General features: G+C 37.2%; 20 protein-coding genes. 10 read left to right on the top strand and 10 right to left on the bottom strand.

Annotated elements, in window-relative coordinates; genetic code table 11:
- Nucleotides 1–9: 9 nt before the first annotated feature.
- The 3 genes from U8519_RS06060 to U8519_RS06050 form a co-directional block, all read right to left on the bottom strand.
- Nucleotides 10–489 carry a DUF2975 domain-containing protein gene (locus U8519_RS06060; protein ID WP_334329407.1) on the bottom strand — a complete coding sequence of 160 codons (480 nt, stop codon included), beginning with the start codon at nt 487–489 and terminating at the stop codon, nt 10–12.
- Nucleotides 490–597: 108 nt separating this feature from the next.
- Nucleotides 598–912: a DMT family transporter gene (locus U8519_RS06055; RefSeq protein WP_334329406.1), complete on the bottom strand. Its 315-nt coding sequence runs from the start codon at nt 910–912 to the stop codon at nt 598–600.
- Nucleotides 912–1,247, bottom strand: coding sequence for a DMT family transporter (locus U8519_RS06050; protein WP_334329405.1), 336 nt, complete (start codon nt 1,245–1,247; stop codon nt 912–914). The genes U8519_RS06055 and U8519_RS06050 overlap by 1 nt, the downstream gene beginning before the upstream one ends.
- 149 nt (nt 1,248–1,396) lie before the next feature.
- Between U8519_RS06050 and U8519_RS06045 the strand changes: the two genes are divergently transcribed.
- Nucleotides 1,397–1,750 carry a hypothetical protein gene (locus tag U8519_RS06045; RefSeq protein ID WP_334329404.1) on the top strand — a complete coding sequence of 118 codons (354 nt, stop codon included), beginning with the start codon at nt 1,397–1,399 and terminating at the stop codon, nt 1,748–1,750.
- Nucleotides 1,751–1,892: 142 nt separating this feature from the next.
- Nucleotides 1,893–3,371 (top strand): IMP dehydrogenase, encoded by a 1,479-nt coding sequence (gene guaB / locus U8519_RS06040; protein WP_334329403.1) that lies wholly within the window; start codon nt 1,893–1,895, stop codon nt 3,369–3,371.
- A 44-nt stretch (nt 3,372–3,415) separates the two neighbouring features.
- On the opposite strand, the gene U8519_RS06035 is transcribed toward guaB, so the two are convergent.
- The gene (locus U8519_RS06035; RefSeq protein WP_334329402.1) at nt 3,416–3,667 is read right to left on the bottom strand and encodes a hypothetical protein; all 252 of its coding nucleotides are present in this window, start codon (nt 3,665–3,667) and stop codon (nt 3,416–3,418) included.
- Nucleotides 3,668–3,678: 11 nt separating this feature from the next.
- Nucleotides 3,679–4,071 carry a MarR family winged helix-turn-helix transcriptional regulator gene (locus tag U8519_RS06030; RefSeq protein ID WP_334329401.1) on the bottom strand — a complete coding sequence of 131 codons (393 nt, stop codon included), beginning with the start codon at nt 4,069–4,071 and terminating at the stop codon, nt 3,679–3,681.
- Nucleotides 4,072–4,316: 245 nt separating this feature from the next.
- Here U8519_RS06030 and U8519_RS06025 point away from each other — a divergent pair, with 245 nt between their 5' ends.
- Nucleotides 4,317–4,865: a GNAT family N-acetyltransferase gene (locus U8519_RS06025; RefSeq protein ID WP_334329400.1), complete on the top strand. Its 549-nt coding sequence runs from the start codon at nt 4,317–4,319 to the stop codon at nt 4,863–4,865.
- 77 nt (nt 4,866–4,942) lie between these two features.
- Here U8519_RS06025 and U8519_RS06020 read toward each other — a convergent pair whose 3' ends face one another.
- Nucleotides 4,943–6,340, bottom strand: a complete 1,398-nt coding sequence (locus U8519_RS06020) for an amino acid permease (protein ID WP_334329399.1) — start codon at nt 6,338–6,340, stop codon at nt 4,943–4,945.
- Nucleotides 6,341–6,482: 142 nt separating this feature from the next.
- Between U8519_RS06020 and U8519_RS06015 the strand changes: the two genes are divergently transcribed.
- From U8519_RS06015 to U8519_RS06005, 3 genes are all read left to right on the top strand, one after another.
- Nucleotides 6,483–7,655, top strand: a complete 1,173-nt coding sequence (locus U8519_RS06015; RefSeq protein WP_334329398.1) for a MalY/PatB family protein — start codon at nt 6,483–6,485, stop codon at nt 7,653–7,655.
- A 799-nt stretch (nt 7,656–8,454) separates the two neighbouring features.
- The gene (locus U8519_RS06010) at nt 8,455–9,012 is read left to right on the top strand and encodes a M15 family metallopeptidase (protein WP_334329397.1); all 558 of its coding nucleotides are present in this window, start codon (nt 8,455–8,457) and stop codon (nt 9,010–9,012) included.
- Nucleotides 9,013–9,118: 106 nt separating this feature from the next.
- The gene (locus U8519_RS06005) at nt 9,119–10,696 is read left to right on the top strand and encodes a cation:proton antiporter (protein ID WP_334329396.1); all 1,578 of its coding nucleotides are present in this window, start codon (nt 9,119–9,121) and stop codon (nt 10,694–10,696) included.
- Nucleotides 10,697–10,755: 59 nt separating this feature from the next.
- Here U8519_RS06005 and U8519_RS06000 read toward each other — a convergent pair whose 3' ends face one another.
- From U8519_RS06000 to U8519_RS05990, 3 genes are all read right to left on the bottom strand, one after another.
- Complete coding sequence (locus U8519_RS06000; RefSeq protein ID WP_334329395.1) at nt 10,756–11,694, bottom strand: AEC family transporter; 939 nt, start codon at nt 11,692–11,694, stop codon at nt 10,756–10,758.
- Nucleotides 11,695–11,758: 64 nt separating this feature from the next.
- Nucleotides 11,759–13,201 (bottom strand): amino acid permease, encoded by a 1,443-nt coding sequence (locus tag U8519_RS05995; protein WP_334329394.1) that lies wholly within the window; start codon nt 13,199–13,201, stop codon nt 11,759–11,761.
- A 192-nt stretch (nt 13,202–13,393) separates the two neighbouring features.
- Nucleotides 13,394–14,821 (bottom strand): amino acid permease, encoded by a 1,428-nt coding sequence (locus U8519_RS05990; RefSeq protein WP_334329393.1) that lies wholly within the window; start codon nt 14,819–14,821, stop codon nt 13,394–13,396.
- Nucleotides 14,822–15,073: 252 nt separating this feature from the next.
- On the opposite strand from U8519_RS05990, the gene U8519_RS05985 reads away from it, so the two are divergent.
- The 3 genes from U8519_RS05985 to U8519_RS05975 all read left to right on the top strand — a co-directional run bounded on the left by U8519_RS05985 (nt 15,074) and on the right by U8519_RS05975 (nt 20,051).
- A complete protein-coding gene (locus U8519_RS05985; protein WP_334329392.1) occupies nt 15,074–16,009 on the top strand; it encodes an NADP-dependent oxidoreductase in 936 nt (311 codons plus the stop codon).
- A 157-nt stretch (nt 16,010–16,166) separates the two neighbouring features.
- Nucleotides 16,167–17,378: an SLAP domain-containing protein gene (locus U8519_RS05980; protein ID WP_334329391.1), complete on the top strand. Its 1,212-nt coding sequence runs from the start codon at nt 16,167–16,169 to the stop codon at nt 17,376–17,378.
- A 414-nt stretch (nt 17,379–17,792) separates the two neighbouring features.
- Nucleotides 17,793–20,051, top strand: a complete 2,259-nt coding sequence (locus U8519_RS05975; protein ID WP_334329390.1) for an MSCRAMM family protein — start codon at nt 17,793–17,795, stop codon at nt 20,049–20,051.
- Between the two features lie 244 nt (nt 20,052–20,295).
- Here the strand turns inward: U8519_RS05975 and U8519_RS05970 are convergent, their stop codons facing one another.
- Entirely contained in the window at nt 20,296–20,631 is a 336-nt protein-coding gene (locus tag U8519_RS05970; protein WP_334329389.1) for a helix-turn-helix domain-containing protein, read from the bottom strand.
- A gap of 224 nt (nt 20,632–20,855) precedes the next feature.
- On the opposite strand from U8519_RS05970, the gene U8519_RS05965 reads away from it, so the two are divergent.
- A complete protein-coding gene (locus tag U8519_RS05965) occupies nt 20,856–21,059 on the top strand; it encodes a hypothetical protein (protein WP_334329388.1) in 204 nt (67 codons plus the stop codon).
- The last annotated feature ends 249 nt before the right edge of the window (nt 21,060–21,308 follow it).

The raw sequence follows: 21,308 nt of genomic DNA, 5'->3' as shown, positions 1-21,308 counted from the left end.
AATATCCTCCTAAATAGTCAGGTCGTTTTCCGATTTGATTTCGATAGCATGATGCAATAACTTCTGTAACATACTGGCAAAAATAGCGATCACAAGTGAAGCTCCAGCCAAGACGCCGCAGATAAGAATTACTCCGGGGGCATCGTCTTTGTCCGCAAAAATAAAGAATACAGGTGATTCAAGCAGATAGACGATACACATACTATAGGCACAGTATTTAATATTTCTCAGTGCGGTGACTGACTTCTTTGAGAAGGCAGCATCGTGATCGATCAGCCTGAGCAATTTGAAAGCTTGATACAAGACGACGTAGAACAAAATTGCAGTTAGATAGAGACCGATGCCTAAGATGATAGTCAAATATAGCTTGTTAGGTAATAAATTATGTGCACCGATCAAATAATGCGGAGCTACAACGATACAGATGGCAATCATCGCCAGCGCCATAACCAAAATAGTTATTTTTAGAAAGATAGTTTCTTTTTTCATTTTTGAAACACCTCAGAATAATTTGTAAATTGAGTATAACATATATTTATCGATAAACGATAAATATTTATTAAAAAACAACAAAAAAGCCATCTTTTGCAAGATGACTTAACTGACAAATTTGAGACCGATAACTGAAATAATAATCAAGAAGATAAAGAAGAATCGCTTAAAGCTCTTTGATTCGTTGAAGAGCCACATGTTCATCAAAGAACCACCAGCAGCACCGATACCAGTCCAGATCGAGTATCCGATGGACATGGGAATGGTCTGCAGTGATAAATATAAAAATGAAAAACTGAAGATAAATGATATGATCATTGAAACTAGTGCTAGTTTCTTTTTGGTGGCGGAATAAAATCCCAGTGATGTAACGCCTGACATCTCACCACAGCCAGCGAGTATTAAAAATATCCAATCCATTAGTGTGCCTGTCTTTCTCCAATATCCGTGACAACTTTTAAGCCAATCACGCCAATAGTCAATAATAGAACGAAGAATAACTTGGCTAAGCTGAAAGGTTCATGATAGATCAAAACGCCAGCTAGGACGACGAAGAGTGAACCTAGACCGACATAGACGGCATAGGTGGTTCCGGCGGGGATGTTTTTACTAGCATCGATCATTAAATAAAAACTCAAGATCAAAATAGCAATTACGATAATAGCGGAAATTAATGAGTGTTCATGCTTCATTGCGGAGACCCAGACCACTTCTAAGAGGGCACCGATGAAGATTTCAAACCAACTTCTGGACATATTTGTCACCTCGAAATAATTTTGTGATAATAACTAATTTACTGGATATATACTATTAGTCAATCGCAAATTGAGCGTAAAAATTGATAAAAAAAATAGTAACATGATACGATATTTCTAAATAAAACCATACAAAGTAGTTGATGAGAATGAATAGGGTAAACGTTGAAATATTTAGCATATACGGCGGATTCTTCTTACTTATATTGGTCGGGATCATTTTAGCATTATTTATCAATGACTTGTTGCGAAGAAGAATGATTTTGGCATGCAATTCGTTACTAATTGATCACGACAAGATATCGAAGGTGGCGTTGAATTCAGAAACTAAAAATTATTTGATCAATAATCATCATCACAATCTTTATCGAATCAATGAACAGATCGAAAGAGAAGATGGTGTTTTAAAGTATCACCTTTGTCTTGGTAAACGAGCTTTCAAATTTTATTTAAAGAAGCGCAATATGTGGAGTTACTATGTCATAGGCGTGAAGATGGATTAGCTTATCGTTATAACGATAAGCTTTTTTTATTTACCGTGAATACCGACCCGGTTTCATTGACTAACTTGTGAAAATCAGCTACCATGTTTATAAATTTTACCTATATAGTATGATAGGCAAAACAAAAATAGGAGGCTCATTCATGTCGGCATGGGAAACAAAATTTGATAAAAAGGGATTCACTTTTGATGACGTTTTATTGATACCTGCAGAAAGTCACGTTCTACCAAACGAGGTTGATCTATCTGTTCAATTAGCAAAGAACATCAAGTTGAACACACCAATCTTAAGTGCAAGTATGGATACTGTTACAGAAGCACCAATGGCAATTGCTATGGCGCGCCAAGGTGGTCTAGGAGTTATTCATAAGAATATGTCTATTGAACAACAAGCAGACGAAGTTCTAAAAGTAAAACGTTCAGAAAACGGAGTTATTATTGATCCGATCTACTTAACAGTAGACGCTCCAGTAAGTGCAGCTGAAGATTTAATGCACACTTACCGAATCAGCGGTGTACCAATTGTTTCTAATACCGAAGAATTAAAACTCGTAGGAATTATTACGAATCGTGACCTTCGCTTTATCAACGATTATTCAGTAAAAATTGATACTGTTATGACTCACGATGATTTGATCACAGCGCCAGTCGGAACTTCACTGGAAGATGCTGAGAAGATCTTGCAAAAGTACAAGATCGAAAAATTACCACTTATCGACAAGGATGGTCGTTTGGGTGGCTTAGTAACAATCAAAGATATTGAAAAAGTTCAAGAATTTCCTAATGCTGCTAAAGACCAATATGGTCGTTTGTTAGTTGCTGCAGCTGTTGGTGTTACAAGCGATACATTTGATCGTGCAGCGGCATTACTTAACGCTGGTGCAGATGCAATTATTATTGATACTGCTCATGGTCATTCAGCTGGTGTACTTCGTAAGATCTCTGAAATTCGTGATAAGTTCCCTGATGCTACATTGATTGCTGGTAACGTTGCTACTGCAGAAGGTACTCGTGCCTTGTACGACGCTGGTGTCGATGTTGTTAAAGTTGGTATTGGACCTGGTTCGATCTGTACAACTAGAATCGTTGCTGGTGTAGGTGTACCACAACTTACAGCGGTTTATGATGCTGCTAGTGTAGCTCATGAATATGGTAAGACAATTATTGCTGATGGTGGTATCAAGTATTCAGGTGACATGGTTAAGGCTCTAGCTGGTGGTGGTAACGCCGTTATGCTTGGCTCTATGTTAGCTGGTACTGATGAAGCACCTGGCGACTTTGAAATTTATCAAGGACGTCGTTTTAAGACTTATCGTGGTATGGGTAGCTTGGCTGCTATGTCTCACGGTTCTTCAGATCGTTACTTCCAAAGCGGTGTTAACGAAGCTAACAAGTTAGTTCCTGAAGGTATCGAAGGACGTGTCGCTGCTAAAGGTGCTGTTGGCGATGTCTTGTATCAAATGTTAGGTGGACTACGCTCAGGAATGGGTTATGTTGGTGCACATAACTTGAAGGAATTACAAGATGCACAATTTGTACAAATCTCAAATGCTGGATTGAAAGAATCACATCCACATGACGTTACAATTACTAAAGAAGCTCCAAACTATTCAGTACGCTAATGAAAAATTAAAAGCCATCAGGAATTTTTCCTGATGGCTTTTTTTTAGTCGTGATATTTTTTTAAGCGTTCGTAATTATCAGTATTCATTTCCCAACCGATACCGCCGATGATCATTAACATTATTGGTAAAACATTGCTCAAGACGTTAGCAATACCAGTAAATGCTAAGATATCTAATCTGAAGAAGTGATTAACGACTAGTAACGTCAGTTTTATGAATAATAAAATAAATCCTAACATAAAGGTTACATTAAAAATAGATTTTAGTTTTGAAGAAGCACTTTTTTGGGCCATATCATAAACTCCTATTCGCTGATTTCAGCGTCCATTTTTCTTAGTAATTTTAGTAAAACTGTTGTTTCATCTTTGGATAGTGGAGCAACTACTTGATTCTCTACTTCTGCGAAGAGATGTCCCAATTCCTTGATGATCGCCATACCTTTGTCCGTTAGAAAAATACGCTTGTTACGGTCGCTGTGACGGTCACGTCTTCTGATAACGTACCCGTCACGCTCTAGATTCTTCAACATGCTTGAGACACTAGCGTCACGAATACTTAGAAATTCAGCAATCTCTCGCTGAATCATTCCCGGTGTTTTTTCGATCAATTCTAGAGTTCTCGCTTGCTGTACCGTTAAGTCGTACTTGTTTGACTTTTCATTGAAAAGTCGTTGTTGGTTAAAAAGTATAGAATGCATTAAATAATTGGTTTCCTGGGCACACTCGTCCATAATTCCCTCCGTGTTACATAATTAACTAAAGTATAGCATAAAGGCTGTCTTCATAGGATTCAATAATTTAAATTTCTTATAGTTAGATATTTAATCATTAAATGCTTGACAGTTAGGTCTATTGGTATTATAACTTTACTTGTCGATATTTTAAATCTTAGATATCTAAGTATTCAAAACGTAGATAAATAAATAGTAAAGAAGTGAGAATAATGTTGTTACGTCATGCGGAAATGAAAGATTTGCCACAAGTTAAACAAATAATTTTGGATGGGAAGGCCCACCTGGCGGCCCAAAATATCAATCAATGGAGAGGACAATACCCGAATATGGATGTCTTAGTTCACGATATTAAGAATGGGTACAACTTTGTTCTCGCTGAAGGTGATGAGATCCTAGGGACTGTTTCGGCTATTCCTGGACCAGATATGAGTTACCAAACACTCGATGGCCAATGGATGACTGAAGAGGGAGAATACATCGCACTTCACCGTGTAGCTGTTTCAGCTAATCATCGCGGGGAAGGTTTATCAACTAAGCTATTCAATGCGGTATTGGATGAACTAGCATTGAATCCTACTATTAAGGGTATAAGAGTTGATACACACAAGGAAAACTTTGGCATGCAACATGTCATCAAGAAGTCAGGTTTCCAAGAAACAGGCTATGTTAAAGTTTTAAACAGCAGTAATAAGGAACAAGTTTATAATATTGGCTACGAGAAGTTGAACTTACCAGTTTCACTTCCAATGGCAAACTAAAAAGAGACCTTTTTGAGGGTCTCTTTTTTAGTTGCTTTTAGATTAGTGTTTAATTTGCAAAATATCAATAATGAACTTTAATTATTTTTTTTGACCAAACTGTGCCAATATCCGTAACCGAAATAGATGATTAAGCCAATGACTGTCCAGATGCCATACATTTGCCACGTGAACGGTTGTAGCTGGGTCATAAGATAGATACAGGCAAAGAAGGAAACAAGCGGAAATATCGGATATAAGGGTACTTTAAATGCAGGCGTCAATTCTTTGGTATTTTTACTGTGACGTAAGAAGATGACACCGATCGAAGTTGAGGCGAATGCTAAGAGGGTCCCAATATTGACCAACTCGGTTATTTTGTCGATAGGTAAGGCTGCCGCTGCGATTGCTGCTGCTAAACCTACTAATAGGGTGCTATTGGCCGGAATGCTGTTCTTGTTGACGGCCTTGAAGTTTTTGGGTAGTAGGCCGTCACGACTGAAGGAATAGATCAAACGAGTTCCGCCGTACATGATCACTAATAATACGGTGGTCATACCCATGACTGCTCCAAGTGAAATGATCCCTGATGCCCAATTTTGATTAAGGATATTGAGGGCGTGTGCTACGGGATCGGCAACGTTCAAATCTTTATAATTAACGGCTCCTACTAGTACGAAGGAAACTAGACTGTATAAAATTGCTACGATCAATAGTGAAGCGATGATTCCGATCGGCATGTTGCGTTTAGGATTTTTGACTTCTTCACTGGCAGTAGAAACAACGTCGAATCCTAAGAAAGCATAGAAGGCGACTGAAGCACCCTTACCGATTCCTCCCCAGCCAAATGGTAGAAAGGGGTTATAGTTTTCAGGTTTAACGAAGAAAGCCGCTACGACAACGAAGAGAAGAATAACGAAGATCTTAACGTAAACCATGATGGCATTGATACGAACAGATTCAGTCAATCCTTGTAAGAGTAATACGGTGGCTAGTAAGACGATCACAAAAGCAATGATGTCAAATCTGCCTTGAGGATTGCCGTTGGTGTGGGCAGCCGATTGTAACGCTTTGGGCAGAGTAATACCGAACCCCGCTAGTAAGTTACGGAAGTATGCTGACCAGCTGACGGCGGTCGATGCAGCTGCAAATAAGTATTCTGAAACCAGTGACCAACCGACTATCCAAGCCACAATTTCGCCGTAGACGGAATATGAATAAGTATAGGCACTGCCGGCTAGTGGGATCGTAGAAGCAAATTCAGAGTAACAAAATGCAGCACCGATACAAACTAAAGCCGCAAACAAATATGTGAAAATAACCCCGGGTCCAGCGTAGTTGGCAGCAATAATACCAGGAGTAATGAAGATACCTGAACCGACGATAACGCCGACACCCATAATGACTAAGTCCTTCGCCACAAGGATTCTTGTCAGAATTACATTCTTATTTTGTAGATCGTGAACAACATCTTTTTTTCGAAAAAGTGACGGCATATTTATCTCCTCTAATTTGACTCTAATCGTATTAGTATAATATAAATACTGTTCAGGATGAAAGTTTTCCAACCGACTTTTTTGGAACTAAAGTGATAATATCTTAATTAATGACTATTAACAATTAATGAGGGGTGAAATTATGTCATTTGATTTTGATAAAGTAAACGATCGTCGTAATACCACTTCTGAGAAGTGGAACGTTAAGGATAACGAACTACCAATGTGGGTTGCGGATATGGATTTCCAAACCGCACCTGAGATTTTGGAGGCGATGCACAAGTCGCTTGATGGAGGCATCTTTGGTTATCAATTTGTACCAGATGAGTATTATCAAGCAGTAGCTAATTGGTTCAAGACAGAACATAATTTTGAGCCTAAGACGGAATGGATGCTTTTTAGTACAGGAGTTATTCCTAGTATTTCAGCTATAATTAGACACCTCACTGATGTTGGCGACAATATCTTATTACAAGAACCCAATTACAACACATTCTATGGCGTTATCGAGCATAACGGTCGTAACGTTACCAATAGTGAATTGATTTATGAAAACGGAACTTATAGCGTGGATTGGCAAGACTTGGAAGAGAAATTATCCGATCCTCAAACCACCGTTATGTTAGTCTGCAATCCACACAATCCAACAGGTCACATTTGGAGTAAGGAAACCTTAACTAAGATTGGTGAATTAGCTAAGAAGCATGATGTTTTGATCATTGCCGATGAGATTCACGGTGACATTTCAATGCCAGGTCATAGTTATGTTCCGTTCTCATCTTTAGATCCTGAAATAACTAAAAACAGCATTTCACTAGTTTCACCAACTAAGACTTTTAACTTAGCACAGTTACATGCTTCAACGATCATTGCTCCTGACGAGAATATCCGAGCAAGAGTTGAACGTGCTTTATCGATCGATGACCAGATCGAACCGGGCATCTTGGCTGTTGACGGTACGATTGCTGCCTATACTAAGGGACATGAATGGTTGGATGGATTGAAGCACTATGTCAGTGATAATCGTCAGCTACTATCTGACTATGTTGCTAAGAATATTCCTGAACTGAGTGTTATTAAGAGTGATGCTACATATCTGGCTTGGATCGATTGTACCAAGGTTACTAATGATTCTGCTGAACTCAATGATTTTATTCGCCAAGAGACCGGATTGTATTTGGCTGAAGGAACTAAGTATCGTGGCAATGGTAATCAGTTCTTACGTATGAACTTAGCAACGAACAAGTCACGTGTTCAAGATGGTTTGGAACGACTTGAACGTGGTGTGCATCAGTATTTGAATCTTAAAAAGTAAGATTTGATTCTGGTTTTGGTTCTGGTTCCGCTTCCGGTCAGCAGTAATTCCATCAGTGGCGGGACCGATTTTAGCCATAAAGCGGTCTAAAATCTCGCTTTCTTGCTTTGCATGAACCGCAAATCAAGAAAGACGTCCGTGCTGTAAATGCGGAAAACCACCGCATTAACACCACAATCGCTACTGATTCCATTACTGCTGACCTCCAGCTCAATATATTTGTATATAAAAATGCGTATCACTAAATTAACTGTGATACGCATTTTTTGTCTGATTGGATAAAAGTATGGTAATTACTTATTACTGTTCTTTCAAGTTAATATCAATTTAGTAAAGAGGTAACACAAATTTAGTTGAGGATGGACAACAATGGAATCCGCCGTAAAAGTGTTCTAAGCGATTTATCGCTTAGAACACTGGACGACTTGGAAGACTACAGGCTTCCAAGCGAGGTTGAAAACGTAGTTTGAAACCGGTCCACGGCAGATGGAATTGATGTCCACCCTCAGCGGCACCCAACAACTAACCTCTAGTTCACTTTTTATATAAAGCGCGACCATAAAAAATAGCCGCAATCAAAAATCCGGCAATTAAGGAAATACCCGTAGAGAGTTCTAAAGGCCCGTGTAACAGTAGATTTATTAGTAGGATAACGATCAAAATGCTTAATATTACTTTAAGTCGGTTGATAGTTTTAATCACAATTACGCCCCCTGAATATTGATAGAGTAACAGACATTAAGAGCTTCTCAAAACGATATCATATATAATGATGTTTAATACTAAATGGAGGTGTCACATGCCACAACAAAAAACTGGATTTACCAACATACAAATGCTGGATCCCAGCATTATTGTCGACTTGCGTTACGCCACTACGAATAATTTTACTGGCAAAGTCATTTATGATTTTACAACTGCTATTGCACGCACGGGTACAGCTGAAAAATTGGCCGTTGCCAGTAGAACTTTAAGAAATCAAGGATATCGGATCAAAGTCTGGGATGCTTATCGTCCGGTAAAGGCTCAAGAAAAACTTTTTGAAGTTTACCCTGATCCGGAATTTGTTGCCAAACCTAATCCTAATTTTTCTCATCAAAAAGGTGTTACTTTTGATCTAACGCTGTGTGATATGAATGGTAAGGAGTTAGAGATGCCAACTTTGTTCGATGATTTTTCAGAAAAAGCTCATCGTAATGCTGAATGTTCTCCTGAGGCGGAGAAGAATTATCAGATCCTAGATACAGCAATGCATAAGGCTGGATTTATCGGCTATGAGAACGAATGGTGGGACTATCGAGATTCAGAAATGGATGACTACGGCCCGGCAATTGCGGATCCCAATGATTATAAATAACTAAATAATTGACATAATTTTGAGATTACTATAATCTCAATGTAACTTACATACAGGCTTCTTTTAGGAGGGCCTGTATTTTTCTTTTTTGTGGGGGGAATAAGGAATGGGACTCTATATATCAGCAGTGGTCATTTTGGTCTTGGTTGCGTTGAGTAACTTAGCAGCCAAGTATATCAAAGTTATACCTCGAACTTATATTAATTTACTTATGGGAATTATTTTTGTTTGTATCCCACTGATCAATTCACTAGTAATTGGCTTTGACTCAGAGTTTTTTATGGTCTTCATAATTGCTCCGTTGCTATTTTTTGATGGTCAGCAGACGAGAAGTTTTATCGTCCAAAAAGGCTTCAAAGATATTTTAGGAACAGCAATCATTCTGGCGTTGTTATCGGCTATTGTTGGATTATTTGCCGTCAATAAGATTTTTAATATTGCTTTGCCGATGGCCTTGATCATGATTGCCATTAGTACTCCGACAGATGCGACGGCGCTGGATTCAGTTCGTGAAGGTCGTAAAGTTCCGAAGCGAACAGAGACTGTGTTGAAAATGGAATCGTTATTCAATGATGCCTCAGGAATAATCTTGCTACAAGCGGCAGTGGTGTGGTACAAGACTGGCCAGTTGTCTTACACCAAGAACCTGGGAGACTTTTTGATTTCTGCTATCGGTGGGGCACTATTTGGAGTGATTGTAGCGTTCGTAACGATGCTGATCCGACAGGTCATTATTAGAAGTCGTTGGAATGTCACTTCATCACATTTAATTATTTATTTTGCGACACCGATTTTAATTTATTTGATTTCCGAAAAACTTGAATTGTCAGGTATTATTGCTGTTGTCAGTGCAGGATTGATTTTTAATGGTGAAATGAGTCGCAGTCGTTTTTCAATACCACGTTACTTGAGTTTTTTCAATCAGACAGTTGATTTCATTGGTGGAGCACTTAATAGTTATGTTTTCGTAGTCCTAGGTATTTCGATTGCTAGGATCGTAACTGACCAGCGGGAGGAACTCACTTCGACTTTGAAATGGCTCTGGATCGGAATGGTGATCTATGTAATCTCTACTACTATCAGGTATTTGTACGCGCGTATTTTGGCGAAAGATTCGCGAATCGAGTCAGTAACTTTTGCATTTGGTGGTGTCCACGGTGCAGTGACTTTGGCCTTGGCATTCTCACTAGCAGGTATGGGTATCAAGGGCAGTAGCTTCGATTTGATCTTATTAACGGAGACGGTAGTTATCATTTTAAGCATGTTAGTACCGACGATTTTGTTTAAATTCATTCTGGATCCAGTTTTAGATGAGGATGATTTGAGAGAGAAGTCCAAGCGAGTGCGTGAAAAAATGGTCGGGATCGGTATAAATTATGTTCATGACTTAGAGATCTCACCAGCCGTTAAAGAGAGTGTGACATTTGATCTACTAGATCAAACACGTAAGACAACGGTTAAAGAATTTTTGCGCCAATGGCGAGGCGTTAATAATAAGCGTTACGTCTTTACGGGATTTCAGGCTGTTGAGGAGCGACAAATTCTGATGAATGCTTTTGAAAAAGAACGTGAATTCTTATATGAATTGTTGGATGGTGTTTCTTTGGAAGAGGCTCAATACATTTACGACGTTTATAGTGAATTACTGATCTCGGAATCATTAGTTTTGGACTACTACGAATAGACACAAAAAAACGGCTATCTATTAGAAACTTAAATAAGTTTCTGACAGATAGTCGTTTTTTATTTGATGATCATCATTAATACAGGAACCACGAACAAACTCAAGATAGTGGTCTCAGTAACCATGATAGCCGCATAATTAGAATCAGCGTGATACAGATTAGCAACTACCGGTGCGTTTGTCATAACAGGCATGGCAGCTTGAATAATGAAGACTTGCTTCATTAGAGTTGGGCCGGGAATGAACAAGAATAAGGCACTCATCAAGAGTGGTGCACAGATGAATCTACCAAACAATATACCGACGTTTTCTTTGTGCAGTGCAATGTTGGTTAGACCGGCATTATAAATTGAGATACCGATGAAGATCATTGATAGCGGAATAGTTAAATTACCGATGTATTGGAAATCTGACATCAAAAAGGCTGGTAGTTTGATGTGTAAGACAACCAAAATCAAACCAATGATGAATCCTAATAGTGGTGGTGAGAATAGCTTGGACAAGGTAGTCCGCCAATTGAATGAACCCTTTTTCTCACCGTCGATTTGGATCAAATAAGTTCCTAAAGTCCAGAAGAATGTCGTGTTAGCCATGTAGTAGACCAAGACATAGGGCAAACTTTGCGATCCAAATAGTGCCATGTTGACAGGAAGTCCAACGAAGACAGTATTCGAGTTGAAGAACATCGATGAGAATAAGCCTTGGTGGTCCTTATCGATGTGTAGAATTTTGATCATCAAAACTGAAATACCGATCAAGATCGTCATCGACAGGCACGGTATGACTAGATTCGGTAAAAGTTTGATCAACTTCTCAGCTGTGAAGTCATTTGTAATGGTGTAGATCATGTAGGCGGGCAAAGCGACTTGTGTAACTAATTTAGCGACGAGCTTTGTGGCATCGTCGGAGAACCAGTCTTTTCTAGCCAAAAAATATCCGACTGCAATCAAGATGATAATTATTAATATTCCCTGAACACTTTGAAAAAATACTCCCATATAGATTGCCTCTTTAGAAAAAATATACCTTTTATCTTACACCTTTTTGCAGAGGTGTTAAAAATTAATCTTCAGTAGCTTCAGTTTCCGTTTCATCATCAGATTCAGAAACAACTTGTTCTTTTTTTCTAGCAGCAGCTTTATCAATTCGATGCTCTCTGACAAAATAAATCATTGTCATTACAACTAGGAATACTACACCAACTAATAGTGAAACGGTAGTTTCTGGATTGAGAAACATAAAGAACAAAATTACGAGTAATGAAGCGATGGCAAGGTAGTTACTTATTGGATAGAACGGCATTTTGAAGGGATGTTCCGCCATATGCTCAGCATTTACTTTTCTAAATTTTAATTCACTGAACAAAATTACGAACCATGGTACCATACCCGGCAAAACACTAGAGCTGTATACGATAACGAAGATATTGTTTGAAGTGTGAAAAATTGCTGGTAAAGCATAATTCAAAGTCAGACCTAGTAAGATCCCTACGGACATAACGATTACAGGTAGATAAGGTACATTGTGCCGAGATAACTTTGTGAAAGCCTTAGGAAGTCGGTGTTCTATACCTAATGTATAGAGCATTCGGCTCGAACTGAAGATTCCAGAATTGCATCCAGATAGAGCAGCAGTCAAAACGACAAAGTTGATGATCTCAGCCGCAAAGGTGATACCAAACTTAGCGAAAGTTTCAGTAAAAGGCGAACCGATCGTACCTAGTTTGTTCCAAGGATAGATCGTAACAATAACAAAGATCGCACCGATGTAGAAGATCAAGATTCTACCAACGATCGAACGGATCGCATGAGTGATAGTTTCTTGAGGATTCTCAGCTTCACCGGCAGTGATACCGATAACTTCGATACCTTGATATGAGGCGACAACGATCGACAGAGCGAAGATGAACCCTTTTAGTCCACCAGTAAAGAAGCCGCCGTTCTTCCAGAGGTTACTGAAACCGACTGGATGTCCGCCATTACCGACTCCAAGCAGAATGACTAATAATCCTAGAATGATCATAAAAATAATCGTTACGACTTTGATGATCGAGAACCAAAATTCCAATTCTCCATAAGCTTTAACTGATGTCAGATTTGCGACTCCCAAAGTCACGACGACTACGACCCCAACGATCCATTGAGGCATATGGGGCCACCAGAAGCTCAAATAGGTACCGACAGCGATGACTTCACTGATACCGACAACTAGCCACTGAAAGACATTGCTCCAGGCGGTTAGATAACCAACGACAGGATGGATATATTCAGTTCCGAATTTAGCAAAAGAACCAGTTGATGGATCGACATAGAGCATTTCCCCAAGTGCTCGCATGACCATGTAAAGGATCAGACCAGCGAGACCATAAGCCAGTAGGACAGACGGACCGGTCCATTTAATAGTTGAAGCTGAACCCATGAATAGACCTACACCAATAGTTCCACCCAATGCAATCATCTGCATCTGACGTGAAGAAAGGCTGCGTTTTAGTTTTTCTTCTTCCATAGAGATACTCCCCTTTCACTTGTTCAAAGACATTAAACAAATGTACGATATGTTGATACCATAATACTATATATTTTCAGTAAAGTACGTATTTTTATGAAAATAACTCGATAAAAAATCCAGATTATACAAAAAGAGTTCTTAATTATTAAAATTAAGAACTCTTTTTATGGAAATGTTCGCATTTACAACTTAAAATTCTTCTTCAGCTTCTTCAAAAGCTTCGTCAGTAGAAGTTGTATTGATTGGTTGGTGATCACGTCCACGTTCACGAACAAAATAGATAATTGTCATGACGACTAAGAAGACGACACCGACTAATAATGAAACAGTTGTTTCTGGATTCAAGAACATGAATACTAGGATCACTATTAATGCGGCAATCGCTAGATAATTACTGATCGGATATAGTGGCATCTTGAAGGGATGATCAGCCATATGCTTAGCATTTAGTTTTCTAAATCTCAATTCACTGATCAAGATAACAAACCATGGCACCATACCAGGTAGCACACTAGAACTGTAAACAATTACGAAGATATTACTTGAAGTATGCAACAAGACCGGTAGCGAATAGTTTAAGATCAAACCGATCAAAATACCGAGTGAGATCGTAATAACAGGGATATAAGGTACTTTGTGTCTTGATAGTTTGGTAAATGACTTAGGCAAGTATTTTTCTATCCCTAGCGTGTATAACATTCGACTAGAACTGAAGATACCTGAGTTACAACCGGACATTGCTGCCGTCAACATAACGAAGTTGATGATCTCAGCTGCGAAGGTAATACCAACTTTGGCAAATGTTTCTACGAAAGGCGAGCCGATCGTACCTAATTTATCCCAAGGGTAAATAGAAACAATAACGAAGATCGCACCAATATAGAAAATTAAAATTCTACCAACGATCGAACGAATAGCACGAACGATGTTTTCTTGAGGATTCTCAGCTTCACCAGCTGTGATACCGATGACCTCGATACCTTGATAGGAAGCGACGACAATCGATAGCGCAAAGATGAACCCTTTCAGTCCACCAGTGAAGAAGCCGCCGTTAGTCCAAAGGTTGCTGATACCAACAGGATGACCGCCGTTACCAACACCTAAGACAATAACTAACAAGCCTAAGATGATCATGAAGATAATTGTGACAACCTTGATCAAGGCAAACCAGAATTCCAGCTCACCGTAAGCTTTGACAGAAGTAAGGTTAGCGACACATAGCGTTGCAACCACGACGACACCAGCGATCCACTTCGGCATTGTCGGCCACCAAAACTCCAAGTAAGTTCCGACGGCGATAACTTCACTAATTCCTACTACTAAGTATTGGAAAACATTGCTCCAAGCCGTCAAGTATCCGACCACTGGGTGAATGTATTCAGTCGCAAATTTAGCGAAAGAACCGGTTGATGGATCAACATAGAGCATTTCCCCTAACGCTCTCATAACCATATAAAGAATCAGACCTGCTAAAGCATAAGCCAGCAGTACTGAAGGTCCGGTCCACTTGATGGTGGAGGCAGAACCCATGAATAATCCAACTCCGATTGTTCCACCAAGAGCAATCATCTGCATCTGTCTAGATGATAAACTACGACTTAGTTCTTTTTTTGCCATACATAATCCCGCTTTCAAAACTGTTCATTAATAATGAACATGTGTATTAATAGTATGAAACATATCATACACTTTGTTTGTGAAATTGTCATATTTTTTTTGAAAATAAGATATTAATTGGATATTACGTGGAAATTGCCTATTATTTAAGTAGGTTCTTAATATTGAAAGTTCAAAATGTTTGTAATTAATTTGGCATTAATCTAAAGTACTAAGGACATATGTACAAAATGACATTGAGAGGGAAATATTATGAGAGCAGTAGTTATTAATGAATACGGGAATAAAGATCAGTTACACATGGAAAATATCGCAATTCCAGAAATCGCTGATGATGAGGTATTAGTTGAAGTAAGGGCAACTTCAGTTAATCCGATCGATTGGAAGTTACGTGAAGGTTATTTAGCTGAATCGATCCCATTGAAGTTTCCTATTGTATTGGGATGGGATGTTGCCGGCGTTATAACGCGTATCGGTCAAAAAGTCCAAAATTTTAAGACTGGTGATAAGGTCTTAGCACGTCCTGACTTAACTAATCGAGGAACATATGCTGAATACACAGCAGTAAAAGAAGATAAATTGGCATTGTTGCCAGAAAATGTTTCGTTTGAAGAAGCTGCCGCATTGCCACTAGCTGGTTTAACTGCTTGGCAAGGTATTTATGAGAATCTTGATGTGAAACCTGGTCAAACAGTATTGATGCAAGGCGGAGCCGGTGGTGTTGGTATTATTGCTATCCAATTGTTGAAGTACCTTGGAGCACACGTGATTACAACAGCTAGTGCTAAGAATAAAGAATTCTTGCAAGGATTAGGTGCTGATGAGGTTATTGACTATCACGAAACTGATTTTTCAGAAGTATTGCAAGATGTCGATGCTGTCTTTGATACGATCGGTGGGGAGACGCTGGAGAAGAGCTACTCTGTTCTAAAAAATGGTGGACATCTAGTTACTATTGCCGGTGCTATTGACGATAAATTGGCAGCTGCTAAGAATATTACTGCCAAGGGTATCTGGTTAAGACCAAATGGCAAGCAACTAACAGAATTAGTTGACTTAGTGAATGATGGCGTTGTGAAGGTCATTATCGACAGCGTTCACCCATTTACTGAAGACGGCGTTAAAGCTGCTCAGGAAGTCAGTGAAACACATCATGCCAAAGGAAAAATCGTTATTTCAATGAAGTAACTGATTATATTAGTAATCCCTCGTTTAATTGATAAATGAGGGATTTTTTTAGTTCAGTTTTTAAAAATTGTATAAAATTCAGAGGATAGATTGCAACGTATGTTCGCATGCTAGTATATTTAAACTAGCTCTAAATAATTTTGGGAGGAAAAGTTTAATGAAGAAATCATTGATCGTAAGTGGATTATTATTTTCTAGCATAATCTTAGGTTCAGTTGCTACACCTGCTGTAGTTCAAGCTTCTGATGATACCGCAACTACCGAAACCACTACGTCAGACTCTACCACTACAACTGGTCAAGTATTAAATACTGTCACATTCAAAGATCCAGATGGAAAAGAATTAGTTACACTAAAGATGTATGGAAAGGTCGGTCAAAGTTTGACCGTTCCAAGTTCTAGTGCATTGACTAATTATTATTTCAACGGATCAGTTCCTGTATTCCAAGCTGATGGTAGCTCATATGATGTTACTGTAACTAAGGCTAGTGATATGGACAACGTTGCAACTTTGAATGTTAGCTATTATCTAGGTGACAAGACTGATGTTGTTGGAACTGAAACAGTTACTGGACCTTACAATACTGTCAAGGCACTGGGCAATATTCCAGCAAACTATAAGTTGGTAAATAGTACTGACGCTAATGTTAAATTGGAAAAGGGTACTAACTCAGTAAGTATCGAAGTTAGACAACCAGTTGCTAATACAGTTATATTTAAGACAGCTGACTATGATCAAGTCGGTACAGCTACAGTTTCTGGCGCTAAAGTTGGTGACACAGTTGCTCTAACAGACGGCCAAATCCCAGCTAACTACACAGTTGCTGACAAGAACATTACTTTGCAAGCTGATGGTAATACACAAATCGTTACTGCCACCAAGGCTGATGCTTCAGGTCTTACAAATTACAAAGCCGTTGGTACAACTGGTAAACTAGGTGCCTTGATCTACACTCAAGACGGTAAAGTGATTACCGGTCGTGGATTAGGTGCAAGTACCGCATGGCAAATCGATAAGAAATTAGTTCTTAACGGTGTTACATATTATCGTGTTGCTACGAATGAATTCGTTAAAGAAGCCGACGTTACATTGTCAAACACTCAAGACGAATCAAACACTACTAATACCGACAATGCTGGATCAAGTACCGTAACAACACCAAAGGATGCTGTGAAGGCAGATAGAACAGTCGTTACAACAACTTCTGATGATCCTACATATTTGTACAAAGGTAATGGTGAAATGATCAAGAACCGTGCCTTGTTACCACACTCAGCTTGGAAAACAAGCAAGATGGGTACTATCAATGGTGTAAAGATGTACAAAGTTGCCACAGACGAATGGGTTCCAGCTAGTGATATCAAGTAGTAATAATTAAATTTATTTAGTTTTATATTTATGAAAGTCTTTTTCAAACTCTTTTTGAGTTTGGAGGAGGCTTTTTTGTTTTGGGTGGGATTTATAAATGGATCATGAAATCCAATTTTATATAGAAAGAAAAATTTGTATTAGATTAAAATGGCCTATTATTAATTGCATTATTGCTTATCCTGTCCTCTTCTTAGATTAAGAATACATAAGAAAAAAATTATAAATATTTTTTCGGTCAAATCAGGATATAATACGTGCAAAATATTGTTTTAATGCCATTTATATTTGATTTTTATAAATATAAAAATTTTATTCCAAGCTATTGCAAAGAATTGGTATCCCTATATCATATTAGTTACGTCTTATGAATACATTTAAAATTAACTACATGAAATTAGGGGGATTTAGGAGATGAAGAAATCATTAGTTTTAACAAGTATTTTATTTTCTAGTATGGCATTGGGATCGGTGATTGTTACACCTGGGACTGTTCAGGCTGTTGCTGATGTTAGCGTTAATGATAAAGAAGTTAAGAATATTTTAGAATTTTATGATGAAAATGGTGATTCTATAGGAGAAATGCAGATTGTAAAAGGAGTTGAAGGTGAAGAGAAAGATATTAGCTCATGGTATATTCCATATGGATATAAATTGAAAAATGATAAAGAAAAAAAAATAATACTTGGAAAAGATGGTGAAATTCGTAAAATAACAGTAGTCAAATCCTTATTTTCTAATGAGGTTCATTTTAAAAACATATTTGGTAGAGATGTTCGTACATTTGATAAAATGGGTGAAGTTGGTGAGGTTGTAGATTTAGATAAGGAAGTACCAAGAGGTTATCGAATAAAAGTTGAAGATAGTAGACTAGAGATTACGTCTGATGAAAAATCTATTAAGACTATTGTTTTAGAATCGGAAGAAATTAAACAAAAAATTATATTTAATAATTGGTTTACTAGCGAAAAGGTAGGGGAATCTTTTGATGCTGAAGGATTGATGGGAAAAGAGATTAACACTAAAGATAAGATACCTTTAGGTTATGAATTATTGGACGAAAATGTATACATTGATTCAAACAGGGAACAAGTTGTTAATGTAAAACCAAAATACTATTCTAATAAAATAAAATTTATAACAGATGATAAAGAGGAATTTTATAAAGAGATTCATGGACAATTTGGATCAACTGAAAATATAAGTGACTACGTACCAAATGGATATATGCTAAAGAAAGATCAATCCAATACTATAACTATTAATTCTAACGAAAAGGATGAAAGGACATTTCAAATAGAAAGAGATAAAAGTGATGAATATTTCGAAAATAAAGTCATTTTTATCGATGATAAAAATGAAATAGTTGATACAAGAACAATTAGTGGAAAACCAGGTAAAATTATCACATTGGATTTGGACAAATTACCTACTGGATACGAAACAAATGATAAATTGCAATTTGTAATCAAAGATCAAGATGATTTTGAACATAAAATAAATGTGGTGGGTAAAAAAATTGAAGTCACAGTAAAAATAGTTGACTACCGTGAGTATAAAGAATTAGGAGAATTTACTTTTACAGGTAAAATGGGTGATAAAGTTTTAATACCTAAAGAAAAAATTCCAAAAGGCTATTCTGAATATAGGGATTTTAATTTACCTTCATTTGTTTATGAGGATGGCTACTTTACTATTTCTTTGAAGAAAAAGGTACAAACACAGGTTAATTTTCTTAATGCTGATGGAGTAAATATTAAAACAACATACTTAAATGGTCTAGAAGGTGACAATGTTACTTTATCAGCGCCTAATGGATACAAATTTATTAATGATTTTAAGACTATATCACATGATTCATTGATTACAGAGCGCAATATATTAGTTGTACCTGATAGAACTTCAAACTCTAAGCCTGATAAAACAAAATTAAAAACAATTGTAACCTTCATTGACAAAGATACTAAGAAATTAGTTTCTAATACTTCAGTAACAGGCAAACAGGGAACTAAACAAACGGTGCAAGTTCCAAAGGGATATAAACTAGCACCTGGTTTTAGCAATGTTGTAAATATGGATAAAAATACTGGTTCTGTGACTATTCAGTTGGTTAAGGTAAATAGTTCTATTTCTGTTAATAAACCGGGAACAGGTAATGGTAATTCTGGTTCTTCTACTAACAAACCAGGAACAAGTAACAACAGTTCCAATCCTTCTTCAAACAAACCTAGTACTAACCATAACAATTCCGAATTAAACACTTCTTCAAAAGGTAAGATAGAAGCCTATCCTGCCAATGTTGCGACGCATTTTTCAAGCATAGCGCCGTTACATGATGATAAGGGGCGTGAAGTTAGAAATCGTGCACTTATGGAGAACTCTAACTGGCATGTTGATAAGAAGATGACGTTGAATGGCAAGACTTTTTATCGAGTAGCCACACACGAATGGGTCAGCGCGGAACATGTGTATGAATATGTAGTCAATAAGACAACTATCACAACAAAAATCGGCAATTATAAACATCTTTATAATTCTAAAGGTCAAATGAATAAGGGCCGTGCCCTAGCAAACAATACAAGCTGGGCAACGGATAAGACAGCTGTTATCAATGGTGTAAAAATGCATCGTGTAGCAACTGATGAATGGGTTGCCGCAAGTGATCTAAAGTAAATAAAAGCACACAAATCAGTTGAGATTTGTGTGCTTTTTTAGACTTTTCAAAAGATGTTTTTTAATACATATTTTGAAAAAGATATTTTATTGAATTGCTAGAAACCCATTGATATAGGCATTCGTATGTAATATATTGAAATTGTCCTCAAGGGATGACGAGTAATTTTATCAGTTTCAAGGCCTTGAAACAAAAAAGCAACTCAAACAAATGAGTTGCAATCATAAAACTGTTTTTCAAATTTTATTGGTTATTTGATTTATTATCCATGAATGTCAAAAGAGCCAAAACTTTTTGAGACAAAGCTTCACGATCTTCACGCGATAATTTAGCAAGATAGTCCAATAGTTCCAAATATTGAATTCCTGAATGCTCGGGTTGGTCAAATAATTCAGGTAATTTCAAATTTACAGCGGTAGAGATTCTTTCCAATTTGTTTAGTGAGATATTGCTATTAACGCCACGCTCGAGTTGAGAAACCAAACTCTCACTGACATCGGCCTTTTCCGCTAATTGTTCAATGGTTAAGCCCAATGACCTTCTCTTGTCACGTATTATTTTACCGATTTCGTTTATCATTCATATACACCTCAAACTGTTCCTTTAGCAACCTTAGTTGAGAATTGGGAAAAAATGAACAGAAAAAATTACGTTATTAAATTGATAATTAACAATATAATGTACTTCTTAAAAAATACTTGATTCATTATACTGTTATATCAATAAAATTAACCATTAAGAATACAAAGACTCTTCGTTCTTTTAATACTTGTTTTACCAAATAAAATAAAAAGGAGTGCAAAATGTTACAAATTAAATTAGTTCCATACAGAGATCAAACTGATTTAGAAGATACAGAATACATTTTTACTGAAAATCTAAATACTACTATCCAGCAATTGGAAAAAAGAAATCATAAAGTTATTGATGTAGACTTTTTTAAGACTGAAGAAGTTTCTTATGCGGCAATCAAATATAAGACGCCTAATAACCGCAAAGAACAATAGAAATGTTTGAATGCATTTTAAAGAACGCATTTTTTATTTGTAATCTATACAGCTTATAATACTGTTAACTAAGTATATATTTCAATATATTACTTAAAATATGTTGTAATAATAAAATATATGTAATATATTGAAAATATACAATGTGTAAATGTTAAATAATACATCAAAGAATAAGGAGAAAATATAATTATGAAAAAATTTCAAAAAAGTATTTTATTAGCAACTTTAGCTGTAACTGGAGTGCAC

Origin of the sequence: Companilactobacillus sp. HBUAS59699 (assembly GCF_036913575.1) — a bacterium.
In the GTDB taxonomy this organism is placed as follows: domain Bacteria; phylum Bacillota; class Bacilli; order Lactobacillales; family Lactobacillaceae; genus Companilactobacillus.
This window is presented reverse-complemented; position numbering and strand designations above follow the sequence as displayed.